Genomic DNA, 15387 nt, shown 5'->3' on the forward strand with positions numbered 1-15387 from the left:
GACGGCAGAATTCGCCTTCAGCCGGACCGATTGCCGCACGGAAGGCCCCGCGCTTGTGTCCGGAAGCTCCGGCTTCTGTGCTTCCTTATTAAGAGCGGCCGGCTCTTGCGAGTAATTTGCCTGAACCATCCGAGGTGCTGAAACCTTGGATGGCCCATGAAGGTCAGCTCCGCATTTTCTGCAGAAATTCCCCTTCTCTTCCGAGCCGCAGTCCATACAAATCATGTTGTACCTCCCCCTCCAAAAGCAGCAGACCCCCAATCCGATCGATCTCGGTCTTGGGGGTCATCCGCTACTCGGCTTTATGACCGCAAAGGACGCAGAATCTGGAATCGGCATCGATCATGGAGCCGCAGTTCCCGCAGCTTTTGGACAGCTTCAGCTCTTCCAGCGGTTCTTCCGTCTGTTCGATCGTCCCCTCATGCTGCATAGGCTGACCGCAGCTGTTGCAGAATCGGGAGTCCAGGGAAACCGCCGAGCCGCAAGCGCAGATGCGCTCTCCCTTTACCTTGAACAGCTGAGCCTCCAATTCCGCAATGACGGCTTCAAGCTCGATTACGCTTCGCGACATAGCCAGGATTTGATCCTGTTGATCCGATAATTCTCCGCTCTGAAGCGTCTGATGAACGAATTCTCCCATCCGTTCAAATAAAGCGCTCTTTTCTTTCTTTTTACCTGCAATTTGGGAACTGATGCGGGTTGTTTCTACGGTTTGCTGCGCTTTGTCCTTGACCTGGTTCAAGCCCGACTTCATTTTCTTCATGAAGCTCATTTCGCCAACCTCCTCAAATTAGGGATGTACAAAAGCTAAGCACGGCTTGCCAGTTCGGAATAAGAGGAACTCGTATACCGGAACAGTGCATATCCGAGCACGATATAAACGGCAGGCGTAATCAGGGATGAAAGGGACATGCCCGTGAAGGGGAACAGATCAATGAAAGCATAAGCCCATAGGCCGTACGGCGTGTACTTTACATTCACCGAAGCGAGCGTCAGCCATATTCCGAGCAGAAATGCGTGATAGGCGATTGCCGAGAGCGGAATTGTATAGAAAAGCGTATTAAGCGTGGTATAGCTGGAGTACGGGAGAATCTGGTAGAGCAAAACCTTGAGCAGCAAAACGCCGAGTCCGCCGAACAGAAGATGCATTTCGAAGGAGCGCAGCAGGGAGTACCACGCAAACGATTCATACCAATTTCTCAGTGCCTTTAAAACCTCGGAAAATTTCTGCATTTAAAACAGCCTCCTTGATTTAAAATCCTAAACTATCTTCCTCTATGTACCATTTCTTTCCGATCCGGACCAAATCAATGGAATCATCCTCAGGCTCGTCCTTCTCCCCGTCACGGCTTATTTGAACCATATATCGAACGGTAGCGCTGCTCTCGCTCTTATTGACGTCCAAGATTTTGAAGCTGACGATTTCAACCTTGTTCTCCTTCAGCCGGTAATCCAGCATTTCCTTGGCCAATTTCAGATCGGCGCCTTCAGGCCTTGCATCGGGCGGGACGAGCTTCATCATGGCATCGAAGTCATGCTTGCCGGCGGCTTTCATAAAACTCTTCACTGTCGCCGAAGGGTTGGATTGGGATGAGCCTCCCCTGAACGAATTCATGCCGATCATAATCAAGGCTATAGCGACCAGAACCGCTCCGAATAGGATCGGTTTTCGATACTTTGCCGTTGATGTCATCGCCAGATTGTCCGCTGCCACCGTTGTAGGCATAGCTGCGGCTGGTTTCGGAGCCGATTCGGCAGCAGATGCCGCCGGCGCTATTTGCTCCCCGCATTTGACGCAGAACTTCGCCTGCTCCTCCAGCTCGCTGCCGCAATATTTGCAATACATGGATTCAACCTGTCCTTTCTTCTACTGTTCTTTCACTTCAAGCAATTTCCGCACGCGCGGCTTGCCGTCTATCAAGACGACTTTATAAGAAGACTTGAAGGCCTTTGTTTTCTCGGTACCGTCCTTGTAAGCGATGGCGTATGATTCACTCGTCGAAATGTTGTAGCTGCCATCCTCCTGGAGTTCGATTCCGTCCACTTCGGCGCTCAGCAGCTGCTCGGTAATTCCTTTCTCTTCCAGATGGAGAATATAGTTCTCCGACTCCTTGTACGAAGGGCCGTCAGGGTCATGCATGGCGGCAACGACTTGGAAATCCCGCGCATTGATCGCTTCGACCGACGCTTCAAGATAGCGGAGAAGGAAAGCACCGATTTCTGATTTGCCGGAATCTGCCGAAGGATTCAAAAGAGCGCTTGGGGATGATTTAAAGGTCTGTGGATGGGAATTCTCCACATATTTCACCCGTTCATTAGTTAATTCGCTGCCGTACAAGCCTCGAACCGAATCGACCATCCAGACTGCGGCCGATTCATCGTAAATGAGCGTCATTCCCTGCAGCTCGACTTCCTCTCTCAGCTCTTGCGGAGGCAAGTCATCGGCCCTATAATCCGCCCTCAGACGGTGAACCGCTGTATCGAGCATGCCGTGCCACTGGCCGCCAGCCGATTCCAAACGGAACGAGTCCAGGTCAAAGGCCGCTCCGGTAAAGGATGCGGTCATCAGCCTCCCCTGCAATCCGGCCTCTTCAATGCTGCGGCTTAGCTCGCCTCTCATGGCTTCGGTTCCCGACTTGAGCTTGGCGGCATCCCCTGTCGCCATTCCTTCCAGCCACTCCTGCTGGAATTGGTTCGCCTTCTCGATCAAAGCCGCTTGCAGCGGTTCGGAATCCGCCACATTCACTTCCATATACGAGTCCATTATAGGAAGTTCATTCGATCGGACAGCCCCCCACGGAAAGTCTGCTTCAACTGCCAGATTCAGGGAACCGTCTGTCGTCACAGGTCCGTAAGAACGGTTCTCGAACGGATTCACGCCGACATCCTTGTCATTCAGGTACAATCTGCCTTGCAATCCGTCTCCCTCCAAGCCCGTCCTTATCTCCACCTCATCGCCTTGAAGATCGAGCGTCGCTGAATATTCCCGAACCCCGCCCCATAACTCGGCTTCTTGCACGGAGGACAAATCGACGTAATCGGTTTTCAGCCTGGCTTCCACGGCATAGATTCCCGGCAGGAGCGGACCATCCACGTACGGATCGCCCGGATTTTGGGATTTTGCCACTTCCTTGCCACCTACCAGAAAAGAAGCGTCCTTGTAATTCGTACTCAGCTCGATGAATACCGGAGAGACGGACAGCCGGTAGGAATCCAATACGAGCAGCTTTTTCGACTTGACCAGATGAATGGCTGATTCGCTGTCGGGAGAGATACTTTCTCCCCCTGCCAATAGAAAGCTTTGCTTGCGGAGGCTGCCCGTCAGTTCTCCCGCCGCTTCCGGATGCTCTTCAAGATAGGCGAGAAAGCCTTGCACATCTGCCTTTTGGAGGTCCAGACGCTCGTCATCGGTGGTCATGAGGCCAACGATAGCCTGCCCGTCTTTTTGCAGCAAGGCATGCTCAAACCGGCTGACCAAGCGATCGGCGGACAACCAGTATTGACCGAACTTAAAGCCTCCGGCCAGCAGCACGACTGCCATCAGTACTGCCGCTGCCAGGAAGATTGCCGGCTTCCTTCTTTTGCTTGAAGACTGGACCGGTTCAGGCGGATAAGCAATGATCAATGCTTCATCCTCTGCCGATTTTTCCATTGAATCTGTTTCGATCGACATGGTTGCTTTTGTCCCGCATTCTTTGCAAAACAACATGCGTTCATTTAGTCTGGTGCCGCAATTTCCGCAAAAAGACATCTTTCCTTGCATCCCCCAAACGAATCATATTCCAGTAAGTTTATAACTTAGATCGGACGAAAGGCCTGGGTAATTTATACTAGAGGTCAAATATCCCCTCAATTAATTAGGCATCAAAAAGAAGAACCCGATCCATATAGGCTCGGGTTCTTCATCTATCCGTTAAATCGCTTATGACGTGAATAGGCGGCAGCAGCTTCAATAACAGGCTGAATTTCCAGCGGCCGCGGCTTAAGGAGTCGGCTCGCCGCCGTTCGCGTTCAGCGTCTCCCCGATGACGTAGCTCGATTCCGGGCTCGCCAGGAACACATACGCCGGCGCCATCTCCGCTGGCTGCCCCGGACGGCCAAGCGGCGTGTTCTCGCCGAACTTCGCCAGCTTGGACTGCGGCTGACCGCCGCTGATCTGCAGCGGAGTCCATACCGGACCCGGCGCGACGGCGTTCACGCGGATGCCCTTGGGAGCGACCTGCTGGGCGAGCGCCTTGGTGAAGGTGTTGTTCGCGCTCTTGGTCGTGGCGTAGTCGAGCAGGATAGGCGAAGGCTTGTACGCCTGAATGGAGCTCGTGTTGATGATCGCGCTGCCCGGAGGCATATGCTTGACAGCTGCCTTGCACAGCCAGAAGAGCGAGTAGACGTTCGTCTTGAACGTGGCGTCGAACTGCTCCGTCGTCAGATCCGCGATATCCTCCACGAACTGCTGCATGCCGGCTACGTTCGCGAGAATGTCGATGCCTCCAAGCTGCTCCACCGCAGCAGTGATAAGCGACTCGCAGTAGGACTCGTCCTTCACGTCACCTGGCATGGCGACCGCCTTGCGGCCGGCCTCTTCGATCAGCTTCACGACTTCCTTGGCATCCGGCTCCTCCTCGGGCAGATAGGACAGCACGACGTCCGCTCCCTCCCGGGCAAATGCAATCGCAACAGCGCGGCCGATGCCGCTGTCGGCGCCGGTAACGACCGCTTTGCGGCCGCTTAGGCGGCCGGTGCCGCGATACGACTTCTCCCCTGCGTCGGGCTTCGGCGTCATTTCCTTTTCCAGACCAGGCGGGTTCTGCTTCTGCTGAAAATCCGGACCCGCCTTCTGATATTGGGTGGTCGGATCCTGCATCTTGTATTGGTCGCTCATATGCACAGCCTCCTTCAGATTGTTGTCTAATGTGTATATACCCACTTTGAAGCCTTTGAAAGGGTTCACCTTATTCGAGGCCACTGAAAATGTGTCGCTGCAGACGGAAACCATCTTCCGATCGCTGTTGTCCCCAGATTTCTCTGATTTCTGCCGCTTTTAACGGGAGAAATCCGGGGACAAAGGCGACCACATCCGTTTCTCCAGAACGATTTCGCGCCTTACGCTGCTTTTTCAGTGGCCTCCCTTCATTCTCCCCTCTTTCGGGACAAATAAAATCAGCCCCCATTCGGAAGTACTCCGAACAGAGGCTGCTGTAATCGCTGCTTTCCGATGATAGCCTATTAGCCGCGTTGCAGCTCCTGCAGCATGAACACCTGCTCCAGATTGGACGGCTTGAATCCAAGCTCCGTCAACAGCCGGTGCTGTGCGTCGTCGGAACGAAGCATAGGCACCGTCCGCTTGTACGAGCTCCGCTCGGGCTCGGCAATATGGGCCAGCAGGAAACGAAGCAGAGCATCGTGATCGTCTCTTGCATCCAGCACCCGCAGCTGGCTGATCGTAACGCCGATGCCCGTTCCTGTCGAATCGAAGCTGCGACGGTATAGAGCGTAGGCGACTGGCTTTCCCCGCTCAAGCACAACCAGAGACTGTCCGTCGCGCCGATAGTTCGGCCACTGGAACTGCCAAGGAAGCATCCTCTCATAAGGCTTCAGGTCCAGCGCGGTGCCCGGCACAGCCGTCAAGCCATCCACGTCCCCCGCGAGATCGGGCAGCTTGGAGTCGCAGGCCAGATAGACCATCTCATCGACAACCTCGTATCCCCTGCTCTTGTACAGGCGAATCGCCCTTTCGTTCTCGCTGATCGCCTCCAGCGTCGCGATGTCCACGCCTTGTTCCCGGTAAAGCTCAAGCGCATGGTCGATCATCGCCTGGCCGATCCCGGTCCCCCTCTCCTCCTGAGCAACCCCTGTCCCCCCGTTCCAGGCGACCTTCCGGCCCTGCACCTCGCGGATTCCGCTCAGGACGATGCCGACAGCACGGTTGTCGCGGCAAGCAAGGAAGGAAAGGGTCGGCGACAGCTCTTCCAGCACCAGGCGGTTCACAAAAGACTCGACAGACATGGAGATGGGAACGGAGTACCCGGCAAAGCCTTCATTCCACACGTTGACGGCTTCCTCCAACGTGCATTCGCTCAAACATTTGAATGTGATCAAAGCTTGATCCCTCCGCAAGGAATGATAGAATAGGAGCAGCGTAAATAAAACCGACTGGTCAGTCTTTATTATAGAATGGACATTATATGGATGGCAAGGATAAAACTTACTGGATTTGCTTTCTTCCTCCATCCAGCCTCCATAGGAAGAAATGTATGCTATCATTTCCCTAGCGGACAACATATGACACGCAAACAAAGCCGAAGGAGATCAACGATGGCACCGAAGGTTACCGAGCAGTATCGAAAAGAAAAACGGGCTTCCATTTTGGACGCAGCCCTGGACTGTTTTGTCGAGAAAGGCTTTCTGGCGACATCCGTGGACGATATCGTCCGCAGCTCCGGCATGAGCAAGGGCGCCCTATACGGGTATTTCTCCAGCAAGGAAGAGATGTATATCGAGCTGGCACACAGCCGCATGGATGAAATGACAGAAATGGTGCACGGCCAGTTCCAGCAGTTGGATGGCGCTACGGCTAAAATCCGCAGCCTGTTCACCCGCTTCCGGAGCCAGCCGCTGGCCGATCTGCGGAAATGGCTGACTTTCCACCTGGAATTCATGGTTTATGTCTCCCGCAATCCCGACCTGATCGGCATGCATAATAATTACCGGGACAAGGGACTCGGCATCATCGGAAGGCTGCTGGACGAGGGCAAGGCAAGCGGGGAATTCCGTTCCGACCTCGACGATGCCGCGGCATCCTATATCTTCTGGTCCTTTCGGGACGGGCTGGCTGTCAACTTCATGCTGGACGGGGCTGAAGGCGAATATCGGCGGATTCTGGATCAGATGGAAGAGATGATGCTGACCTACCTCAGGAAGGAACCGATGCGTTGACGTGATCGCTGCCGCCCATGGACAGGCCGTCTTTGTAGAACCTTCATTTCGTTCGAATACTCCGTAAATCTTTCTCATTTAATTTATAGGTGGAAAACGATTCCATTTATTGAAGGGAGAGAGATTTACGTTGAGAACAAAACGGTTGAAAGCCGCGCTTGCGCTGGTCATGGGGGCGGCCTTGGCATTCCCTCAAGCGATTCACGCCGCTCCCGCTCCTCTGCTGCATAAGGAAAATGCATCCGGCCAGTCAGGCAACTGGTATACCGGCGCGGTGCCGTCCCAAGCCTCGTCCGACAAGCCCGTCCTTCTGTTCGTCCAGGGGCTTCATTCCAACTATGAGCGCTGGATCGGGACCGACAGCTACTACGATGCCGCCTACAATGCCGGCTACCGGACGGCGTTCGTGCAGCTGCCCGACGCCGACGGTCCGGGAGGAGACATGTGGAAGAACGGCCCGATTCTCGCCTCCCTGATCCGCAAGGTCGCTGCCTACTACAACGTGCCCAAGCTCAACATCATCGCCCACTCCAAAGGCGGCATCGACACGCAGACGGCGCTCGTCTATTACGGGGCTTCCCCTTACGTGAACGTGGTCCATCAGCTCTCGACGCCCAACCGGGGCTCGGAGCTGGCGGATATGGCCTACAGCACTTGGACCTCCTGGCTCGGCGCGATCATGGGACAGCAGGATGACGCCGTCTACTCGCTGCAAACGTCCTATATGGCGAACTTCCGCGCCCAGACCGACGTCAAGCCGGAAGTGAATGCGACCAAGACCTATATGTCCGGAGGCGAGGGAGACGACGGCATCTTCACCAGCTACTGGTTCGCCCATGCCGTGCTTCCGGGCGAGGACGACGGGGCGGTATCCGTATATTCCGCCATGGGCCTGCCCTACGGCATCCGGAGCTTTACGAAAAACATCTCCCACAGCGCCATGGCGCGCGCTTCCCAGACGTGGAGCCTCGTGCAGCCGAAGCTGAAGCTGGCCACGGCCGCTCTTGCCCCGTCCGGAGCGGCGATGCCGAGCGGGCAGCCGCAGACATCGCCGGAAGCGGCTCCGTCCGGACAGCTGCAAGCGGCACTCGGTTCGCCGTCTCTTGCTGCAAATGCGGGAGAGCAGGATGCCAGCCTGATCCTTCGCGGCGGTCCCGTTGACGGCGCATCGGCCGTCTCGTTCCCGCTCGAGAGCGGAATCGGCAGCGCCGCCCTGGAAGTGATGACGAGCCGGGAGGACACGGCGCTGTCTCTCGTTTCTCCATCCGGCCAAGTCTATCCTTCCGTGGCCGCTCCGGCGGACAGCGATCCGGACGGCATCTTCGGCAAGGCGGTCCGCCGGGTATTCCAGATCATGCAGCCGGAGGCGGGAGAATGGAGCCTGAAGCTGGACGGCAAAAACGACGCCTACTTCGCGATGGCGCAGATCGAGGGCTCAGCCTCCACGAAGCTGAAGGCGAGCCGCAAAGTGGTCCGCAAAGGCGAAGCGTTCCAGCTCTCCGTCGACTTCGGCAAGCCGTTCAAAGGCAGCGTCAAGCGTCCCAAGCTGACCAAATCGGTCCCCGGCCGCCCGGCATCCTTATCCTCAACCCGCGAGCTTCCGGACCTGGCCGTCGACGGCAGCCTGAACATGCCCCTGACGGCGCCGGCCGAGCCCGGCATCTACAACATCTCCTTCGACGTGGAGGGCGTGAACGACAAAGGCGAGAAGCTCGTCCGCTCGGTGAACTACAACTTTGCGGTTGCGGATGACCAGGGTACGGTGAAATAACCCTACGAATACAGGCAAAAGACAGGCGGGAATTCAATCCCCCTGTCTTTTTAATTTGCTTCCAAATTTCCGACGACAGCCGCATTACTTCCTATCCACTTGCAGCAGCGTCACTTTCTTGACCGAATAGGTGTCCTTCAGGCTGTCTTCCGTTAGAACCTTCAGCTTAATCAGACTCGCGATCTTGGCCGAATCGGCCTTGGATAGCAGCCGCCACAGCTCGGGGTCGGGCAAAGCCTCATACAGCTTCTTATCGTCGTATTCTTTGCGCTCCTGGGAAATGAGCTTGATCCTGTAACTCCCGGCTTCAAGCTCGGGCACCGCCAGCTCCAGACATTGATGGATGATTTCACTGCGGAGTTCCGAAAGCTCCTGTTCGATCTCTTTCTGCTTCTGCTTCAACTGGTAAAAACGCTGTGCCTTCTTGTCCATATCCTCACCCTCCTCATCAGCATGTTTATGCCGGGGGAGGTTTTTTAGGACTTGCAACATTTGCCGTATAGCTCTCGTTAATGGAGGGTAATCAACCAGATAAGCATTTGACCAGCAAGAGAAAGGAATGTTGAATATGAATAAAAAGAACCGGAAAAGAAATCTGCTCGCGGCCACGCTGACTGCCGCTCTTCTGACGGCGCCGATGGCGCTGTCCTTGCCTGCCGGGCAAGCAGCGGCGGCGAAGGCCGGCCTCATTCTCAAAACCGCCGCGACGCCGTTCAGCATTGAAGGAAAAGAAACGAGCATCGCTACGATTAATAAAGACAGCACGACCTACATCGCGCTGCGCAGCCTGAACGCCAGCCTCGGCCTCAGCACGACGTACGAGAAGGCAGCCGGTACGGTGAAGATCACGGGAAGAGACCGTGTCCTGCAGATCGGCTTGAAGGACAGCAGCTTCAAGCTCAACGGGCAGCCTATATACAACGGATCGGAAGCGATCGTACAGGACAACACGACGTATCTGCCGCTCCGCGTCCTGCTGGAGCAGATGGGCTATGCCGTTTCCTATGAGCAAGCCAGCAAAAGGATCGGCATTCATGCCGTCCAGGAAAACAAGCTGAAGATCGGCACGAAAGCCATCGCCTCCGAGGAGGGCGGCAAGTCGATCCATGTGTACTATCCCGTCCTGTCGGGGTATGGCGATACGGCCGTGCAAGACAAGATCAACGCTTTCTTGAAGAAAGAAGCGGACCGGAACGTGGCGGAAGGCTCCAAGGAGATGGACCCTCAAGCCAAAGAAAACAAGAAGATTCTGGCGGGCGACCCGAAAGCCGATGTCCGCACGCCAAGCCTGGATGGCCGATACACGGTCTCCTATAACGAAAAGGGGAAATTGAGCCTCTACGTGGACTATTACGTCTATACCGGGGGGGCGCATGGCATGACGGTGCGCGAGCCTTACACCTTCGATCTCGCGACGGGCAGCGTGCTTTCCTTGAAGGAAGCCGCGGGCGGCAAGGAGAACTACGTCTCCGCGATCAACAAGGAAATCAAGGAGCAGATCAAAAGCCGCCATATGGACTTGATGGTTCCGTTCCAGACCATCGAGGCGGACCGCGACTATTTCCTCAACCGCAACGGAATCGTCATTTACTTCACCCAGTACGAGTACACCTCCTATGCGGAAGGCATGCCGGAGTTCGTCATTCCTTATTCGATCTTCAAATAAGCTGCTCCCCCCTCGCCCTGTTGCTAGAAAGAGATTCAAACCATATGGAGAGCCTCTTGGCAGCGAGGGACGAATGAAAGTCGGAATGGTCTCCTACGGTTTCTGATCGAACCTTCTATGTTGAGGTTGCGACCAATATACTGCAACAGCGCTTGTGGAAGATTTGCATATAGAGGACTTTATTCCATCAATGGGCCTTTGATCAACGCAAAAAAACGATTGTTCGGCAGTAGCCGACGATCGTTTTTTTGCCTCCTCAAGCAACTAATTCGAATAGAGAGCTTGCCTTGAAGTCAGCTTCGCAAATTGTCGCCGGACGCGTTATGATGAATAAAGCCGTATACTTGTAGAACCAAAGACGAGTCTCGTGATTCGCGGACGAATCTTTTGCCGTTCTACTGAAGAATGTTGGAGCGAAGGCGGGATGCAGCTTGACGTGGTTGATCATTATTGTTGGAGTCATTTCCGTTGTTTATGCAACGTTTTTAATCTATCCGGCGTTAGGCGGACGGGTATCTCGCGCGGAGCGCTTGAAGTTCGCATCAAAAGAAGCTTTATATTCCGGCCGTCGATTCAACAACAGCATTGAAACCCCTATGGCTGCCAATCCTGCCACCATGTTGGCCGTGGCGAAGGAATTCCTCAAAGGCGGAAATAATCGCCGGCCCGCAGCGGCACTTTCGGTCGACAGGGTCGATCCGGACGAATTCACGAGCTCCGAGAGGACGAGCATCATCTGGTTTGGACATTCGACGTTTCTGCTTCGCATAGAGGGACAGACGATCTTGGTCGATCCGATGCTCGGCCACGCGCCTTCGCCCTTTCCGATATTCGGCGGCAAACGGTTCAGCGGGCGCCCGCCGCTGGATGCCGAGCAATTGCCGTCGCTGGACGCCGTATTGATTACCCATGATCACTACGATCATCTCGACTACGGCACGGTCAAACGGATCAAGGATAAGGTCGGCCGCTTTTTCGTACCGCTCGGCGTGCGGGCTCATTTGATCCGATGGGGTGTCGCTCCGGACAAGATCGAGGAGCTTGGCTGGTGGGATGCTGCTGATTTGGGAGAACTGCAGCTTGCTTGCACGCCGGCGCGCCATTTTTCGGGCAGGCGCGGAGTGGATTCGAATGCGACCCTATGGTGCTCCTGGGTTTTGAAGGGCCGGCATACGAGCGTCTTCTGCAGCGGAGACAGCGGATACGGCCCCCACTTCAAGGAAATCGGCGAACGGCATGGACCTTTCGACGTCGCTTTGATGGAATGCGGCCAGTACGATGCAAGCTGGGAGGCCATTCATATGATGCCGGAGCAGACGGTGCAGGCGCATCTTGATGTGCAGGCGAATCTGCTGATTCCGATTCACTGGGGCGCGTTTACGTTAGCGCTGCACCAATGGACCGATCCCATCGAACGTGTCGTTGCAGCTGCACGCCAAGAGGGAGTCGCGATCGCAACCCCTAGGCTCGGACAACCTGTGGTTGTCGGCGCTCCTGAAGAGATGACGTCGGCTTGGTGGAAATAGGCGAGCCGGACGGATGGAGCCACATCAGTATGTGTCGGACTGGCGGTCATTTTGCTGACTGCCGTCAGCCGCCGTCTATACGTTCAGGAAAAGCGGCTTGGACAAGCCGCTTTTTTGGCATTTTCCAGATTGCTCTTGAAACACGACCGCGAATTCCGACTCAAAGGACATGGCTTATCACAGGAGCAAGCAGCGGATTTGGTCGTCTCATGAGGGAACGGGTACAAAAGCTCCAAGCTTGCTCCCAAAATCGATGCTTATGAAGTCTCGCCTGCTCATGAAGCATCACTGGGCATAACCAAGCCATGCTTGGCTCGCTTATGAATGACGAGACGGAGCCGGCACAGCGCCCCGACTCGAGCCGTTCATCCGGTTACCTCAAATATTCTTTTTTGATGACAAAATACGAACCCCGGATTGTTCCAGCCAGCTTGGACTTCTGCCTGGCGAACTTGAATTTCTCTTCCAGCTCCTTGGGTATTTCCATCCCCTCGGACAGCTTGAAACCAACGGCCCGCTTCTTAGGGTCATCAACCGTATACATGACATTGACCGAAAGGCCATCCTCATAAAAGACGTACGTAAATTGGATATTCTCGACTTGAAACTGCGACGTTTCTAGAGGCTTGGCCGCAAACTCAAGTTCACGTTCTTCTTTCAAAATCCGGTTCACATAATCAAGGGCTTCCTGGCTTTCGCCGGCTGGCACGACCACAAACTCATGCTTGTACTTGTTCATAAAATAACGGGCTTCATTCGCGCGCAATCCCGCAAGCGCTTCTGCAACAGGCGAAGACTCCAAACCAACCGTAGATACGTTTTTGAAATCAACGATATCGGACAATTTCATCTCTCCTTTTTTCTCAGTGTTCCCGAAAAAACTTGCCATTACTTATTTATGGCTCAGCGTATCAATCAAACGGCAAAAGAGCCTACTTCATTATCGAACAGAAGATAGGCTGGATACAAGTTTTACAGGTCTTGCCCAAACAAGGAGAAGACCTGCTTTATTTTTTGATTAGAGGGTTCGCCTTCCACTGAACCGTTCGATCGCTTCCTCAGTCACCGGCTCGAAGAGGTTGACAAGATTGCCGTCGGGATCCCGGAACAGAATCGAACGGTTCCCCCATGGCATCGTCGTCGGTTCCTGTACCCATTCATCGACAAATGGCTTCAAGCGCGCGTATTCGGCTTCGACATGGTCGACGCGGAACTCGAGGATGACACTGTGATTATGGGCTGCCGCTACGGAACCAGCGCCGAAAAGCTGCGCCGTCTGGGAGTGGCCGATTGCCAGGGTACATGATGGCACAACGAGTTCGGCAAATACAGGCGCGGGGCGCTCCGCCGAAACACCCATGACTTTCTCATAGAACTCGACGAGACGATCTACATCGTTGGTAATGATGCGCACAGAAGCGAATTTCACAAGATATCATCCTTCCTATAATAATTGTTAAAGTAACCTGCTTCACCGATTAGCTGTAGCAGTATTCATAACCAAGTGCTTTTCTCCTCTCAAATTTAGGCGGAAGTCACGCCTGCCGTGAATGAGCTTGTGGATATCGATTGGCTGTATCTCCCAACCGATGCAAGACGTACTTCACCTTTATCTCACCACTCCTTTACGTTTACATTCCGATTATAAAAAAACGCTGCTGACAGCGTTATGTCAGTAGCGTTTCAACATTTTTGGACTTCCTCACGAATTCTGTCTTGGAAGGATTCAGGTTCCAATACGATTACACCCGCTCCCCAGCCAAGCACCCCTGGCAGCAAATCACCCACGATGAATTTAACTATCGTTCCTCGTAACGACTTGGCAAGATTTGAACCTTCAAATCGAAAACCGACCTCACATTACGAAAGGTCGGTTTTCGATTAAGTTCATTTATTTTGTTTGAGAGATCACACGTTAACTACTTCAGTTAGTGCCTCCCTAATTGGCGTAACTGGACGACCGAGCAGCTTTTCGAAATCATTACTTTCGATCTCCAGTGCGCCTTCTCGAATGCCTTGCTGGATACTTACGAGAATAGGGATAACGAAGTCGGGTACACCTGCGCCTTTCATGATGTCGGCATAAGTGGCGTCATCGACCTGTTGGACAGGCACTTCCTTGCCTAGTACCGTGCCAAGAGCAGACGCCAGTTCTTCTTGAGTCATCAGTTTACCCGAAAGTTCATAAATGGTATTGTCGTGTCCGTTCCCCGCCAATACGGTTGCAGCCGCAGCCGCGTAATCTTGGCGCAGTGCCCAACCCACTTTGCCAGATCCAGCAGAAGTCACCCAGGGAGCTCCTGCTATCACGCCTTGAATGCTCGAAATTTCATTCTCCAAGTACCAGTTGTTGCGTAAGAAGGAGTAAGGAATGCCAGTTTTGACGATGGCTTCTTCTGTGACACGGTGTACTTCAGCAAGGAATAACTTGCTTTCATTTGCATTCGTTGCACTGGTATATGCAATGAATTTAACTCCAGCACGCTCTGCAGCAGCAACAGCATTTGTGTGCTGCCGAATTCTTGTTTCGTTGTCTCCATCCGCAGAAATAATCAATAAACGATCGATACCTGCAAAAGCAGAGTCCAATGTTTCTGGACGGTCAAAATCTCCTTCACGAACTTCTACTCCACGAGCTCGCAATCCTTCCGCTTTCTCTGGATTGCGGACACTGACAGCCAGATGACTCGCTGGTGCAGATTTCAATAGCGTCTCTACAACCAAAGTCCCCAATTTCCCTGTCGCTCCTGTGACTAACATTTTCATCTTCTATTCCTCCAAATATGTTTGTTGTAATTCCCATTGTTATAACAATATTAGTTACAACAATTCTATAAAATAAAAGCTCTCTTAAAGGAGCTCTCATTTATTTGAACCTTGGTGTGAGTTGGCTCAAAGTCGTTTGTGCCAACCTGTGTTCCATAGCGGATTGAGCCTCATTCAACTCGGATTGGAGAACCAACTCAATGTTCCGCCCGACTGGACATCGCTCATTCGGATCTGCGTGAACACGGAATAATTGGTTGTCTTCAATTACATTTACAGCCCGATAAACATCGAGAAGCGTAATTTCCTCAGGTGCTTTGAGTAGAGAAGCACCTCCAACCCCAGGCCGTACTTCCACTAACCCCATCTTTTTTAACATCCCCATAATTCTCCGGATTATAACGGGATTTGTATTTACGCTGCCCGCAATGAAGTCCCCCGTACATTCGTTTGGACTGACAGCAATCAGGGAAAGGATATGAACAGCAATAGAAAAGCGAGTACTTATCTGTTTCAAGTGCATCACCACCGTTGTAACCAGTATAGTTACTACCGAAAGTGATGTCAATATCCGTGCCATTTATTACGCATTTCTTTCAGAACTATCAATATTAGACACTCCACATGCACCGTATGCAACGGAGATTTTGTTCCATTTGGTCGATGCATGGAATTGCCTTGATTTATAAGGGTTTTCTCGATTTGAGAAGCCTGAGAGCCGAGGC

16 protein-coding genes are annotated in these 15387 nt (G+C 53.5%); 4 read left to right on the forward strand and 12 right to left on the reverse strand.

All coding sequences use genetic code 11. The features are described 5' to 3' along the window. Positions 1–292 precede the first annotated feature (292 nt). From AC06G8_RS19225 to AC06G8_RS19250, 6 genes are all read right to left on the reverse strand, one after another. Complete coding sequence (locus AC06G8_RS19225; protein WP_480283580.1) at positions 293–772, reverse strand: zinc ribbon domain-containing protein; 480 nt, start codon at positions 770–772, stop codon at positions 293–295. A 35-nt stretch (positions 773–807) separates the two neighbouring features. Then, entirely contained in the window at positions 808–1233 is a 426-nt protein-coding gene (locus AC06G8_RS19230; RefSeq protein WP_447664317.1) for a hypothetical protein, read from the reverse strand. Between the two features lie 19 nt (positions 1234–1252). Further along, on the reverse strand, positions 1253–1846 hold the full coding sequence (locus AC06G8_RS19235) for a zinc ribbon domain-containing protein (protein ID WP_480283581.1): 594 nt from the start codon (positions 1844–1846) through the stop codon (positions 1253–1255). A 21-nt stretch (positions 1847–1867) separates the two neighbouring features. Further along, a complete protein-coding gene (locus AC06G8_RS19240) occupies positions 1868–3673 on the reverse strand; it encodes a zinc ribbon domain-containing protein (protein ID WP_480283582.1) in 1806 nt (601 codons plus the stop codon). Between the two features lie 309 nt (positions 3674–3982). Beyond that, positions 3983–4879 (reverse strand): SDR family oxidoreductase, encoded by an 897-nt coding sequence (locus AC06G8_RS19245; protein WP_447664313.1) that lies wholly within the window; start codon positions 4877–4879, stop codon positions 3983–3985. 344 nt (positions 4880–5223) lie between these two features. Beyond that, positions 5224–6096, reverse strand: coding sequence for a GNAT family N-acetyltransferase (locus AC06G8_RS19250; RefSeq protein ID WP_480283583.1), 873 nt, complete (start codon positions 6094–6096; stop codon positions 5224–5226). Between the two features lie 216 nt (positions 6097–6312). On the opposite strand from AC06G8_RS19250, the gene AC06G8_RS19255 reads away from it, so the two are divergent. Together AC06G8_RS19255 and AC06G8_RS19260 are read left to right on the forward strand one after the other, a co-directional pair. Continuing rightward, entirely contained in the window at positions 6313–6933 is a 621-nt protein-coding gene (locus AC06G8_RS19255; protein ID WP_447664311.1) for a TetR/AcrR family transcriptional regulator, read from the forward strand. A 130-nt stretch (positions 6934–7063) separates the two neighbouring features. Further along, positions 7064–8704 (forward strand): esterase/lipase family protein, encoded by a 1641-nt coding sequence (locus tag AC06G8_RS19260; RefSeq protein WP_480283584.1) that lies wholly within the window; start codon positions 7064–7066, stop codon positions 8702–8704. Positions 8705–8788: 84 nt separating this feature from the next. Here the strand turns inward: AC06G8_RS19260 and AC06G8_RS19265 are convergent, their stop codons facing one another. Further along, on the reverse strand, positions 8789–9136 hold the full coding sequence (locus tag AC06G8_RS19265) for a hypothetical protein (protein ID WP_480283585.1): 348 nt from the start codon (positions 9134–9136) through the stop codon (positions 8789–8791). Positions 9137–9272: 136 nt separating this feature from the next. On the opposite strand from AC06G8_RS19265, the gene AC06G8_RS19270 reads away from it, so the two are divergent. Beyond that, positions 9273–10370, forward strand: a complete 1098-nt coding sequence (locus AC06G8_RS19270) for a PdaC/SigV domain-containing protein (protein WP_480283586.1) — start codon at positions 9273–9275, stop codon at positions 10368–10370. A 431-nt stretch (positions 10371–10801) separates the two neighbouring features. Continuing rightward, entirely contained in the window at positions 10802–11896 is a 1095-nt protein-coding gene (locus AC06G8_RS19275; RefSeq protein ID WP_480283587.1) for an MBL fold metallo-hydrolase, read from the forward strand. A gap of 373 nt (positions 11897–12269) precedes the next feature. On the opposite strand, the gene AC06G8_RS19280 is transcribed toward AC06G8_RS19275, so the two are convergent. The 5 genes from AC06G8_RS19280 to AC06G8_RS19300 all read right to left on the reverse strand — a co-directional run bounded on the left by AC06G8_RS19280 (position 12270) and on the right by AC06G8_RS19300 (position 15179). Beyond that, positions 12270–12740: a phage tail protein gene (locus AC06G8_RS19280; RefSeq protein WP_480283588.1), complete on the reverse strand. Its 471-nt coding sequence runs from the start codon at positions 12738–12740 to the stop codon at positions 12270–12272. 174 nt (positions 12741–12914) lie between these two features. Continuing rightward, positions 12915–13325: a VOC family protein gene (locus tag AC06G8_RS19285; protein ID WP_480283589.1), complete on the reverse strand. Its 411-nt coding sequence runs from the start codon at positions 13323–13325 to the stop codon at positions 12915–12917. A gap of 254 nt (positions 13326–13579) precedes the next feature. Then, positions 13580–13684: a WCX domain-containing protein gene (locus tag AC06G8_RS19290; RefSeq protein ID WP_480283590.1), complete on the reverse strand. Its 105-nt coding sequence runs from the start codon at positions 13682–13684 to the stop codon at positions 13580–13582. A gap of 120 nt (positions 13685–13804) precedes the next feature. Continuing rightward, positions 13805–14662 carry an SDR family oxidoreductase gene (locus AC06G8_RS19295; protein WP_480283591.1) on the reverse strand — a complete coding sequence of 286 codons (858 nt, stop codon included), beginning with the start codon at positions 14660–14662 and terminating at the stop codon, positions 13805–13807. A 100-nt stretch (positions 14663–14762) separates the two neighbouring features. Further along, positions 14763–15179: an Rrf2 family transcriptional regulator gene (locus tag AC06G8_RS19300; protein WP_447664408.1), complete on the reverse strand. Its 417-nt coding sequence runs from the start codon at positions 15177–15179 to the stop codon at positions 14763–14765. Positions 15180–15387: the final 208 nt, after the last annotated feature.

The organism is Paenibacillus sp. SJS-P3, from assembly GCF_056711585.1.

Coding starts and splice junctions, on each gene's coding strand:
- AC06G8_RS19225 (WP_480283580.1), bottom strand. CDS start 772: ATGAGCTTCATGAAGAAAATGAAGTCGGGCTTGAACCAGGTCAAGGAC.
- AC06G8_RS19270 (WP_480283586.1), top strand. CDS start 9,273: ATGAATAAAAAGAACCGGAAAAGAAATCTGCTCGCGGCCACGCTGACT.
- AC06G8_RS19235 (WP_480283581.1), bottom strand. CDS start 1,846: ATGTATTGCAAATATTGCGGCAGCGAGCTGGAGGAGCAGGCGAAGTTC.
- AC06G8_RS19230 (WP_447664317.1), bottom strand. CDS start 1,233: ATGCAGAAATTTTCCGAGGTTTTAAAGGCACTGAGAAATTGGTATGAA.
- AC06G8_RS19240 (WP_480283582.1), bottom strand. CDS start 3,673: ATGTCGATCGAAACAGATTCAATGGAAAAATCGGCAGAGGATGAAGCA.
- AC06G8_RS19255 (WP_447664311.1), top strand. CDS start 6,313: ATGGCACCGAAGGTTACCGAGCAGTATCGAAAAGAAAAACGGGCTTCC.
- AC06G8_RS19295 (WP_480283591.1), bottom strand. CDS start 14,662: ATGAAAATGTTAGTCACAGGAGCGACAGGGAAATTGGGGACTTTGGTT.
- AC06G8_RS19265 (WP_480283585.1), bottom strand. CDS start 9,136: ATGGACAAGAAGGCACAGCGTTTTTACCAGTTGAAGCAGAAGCAGAAA.
- AC06G8_RS19245 (WP_447664313.1), bottom strand. CDS start 4,879: ATGAGCGACCAATACAAGATGCAGGATCCGACCACCCAATATCAGAAG.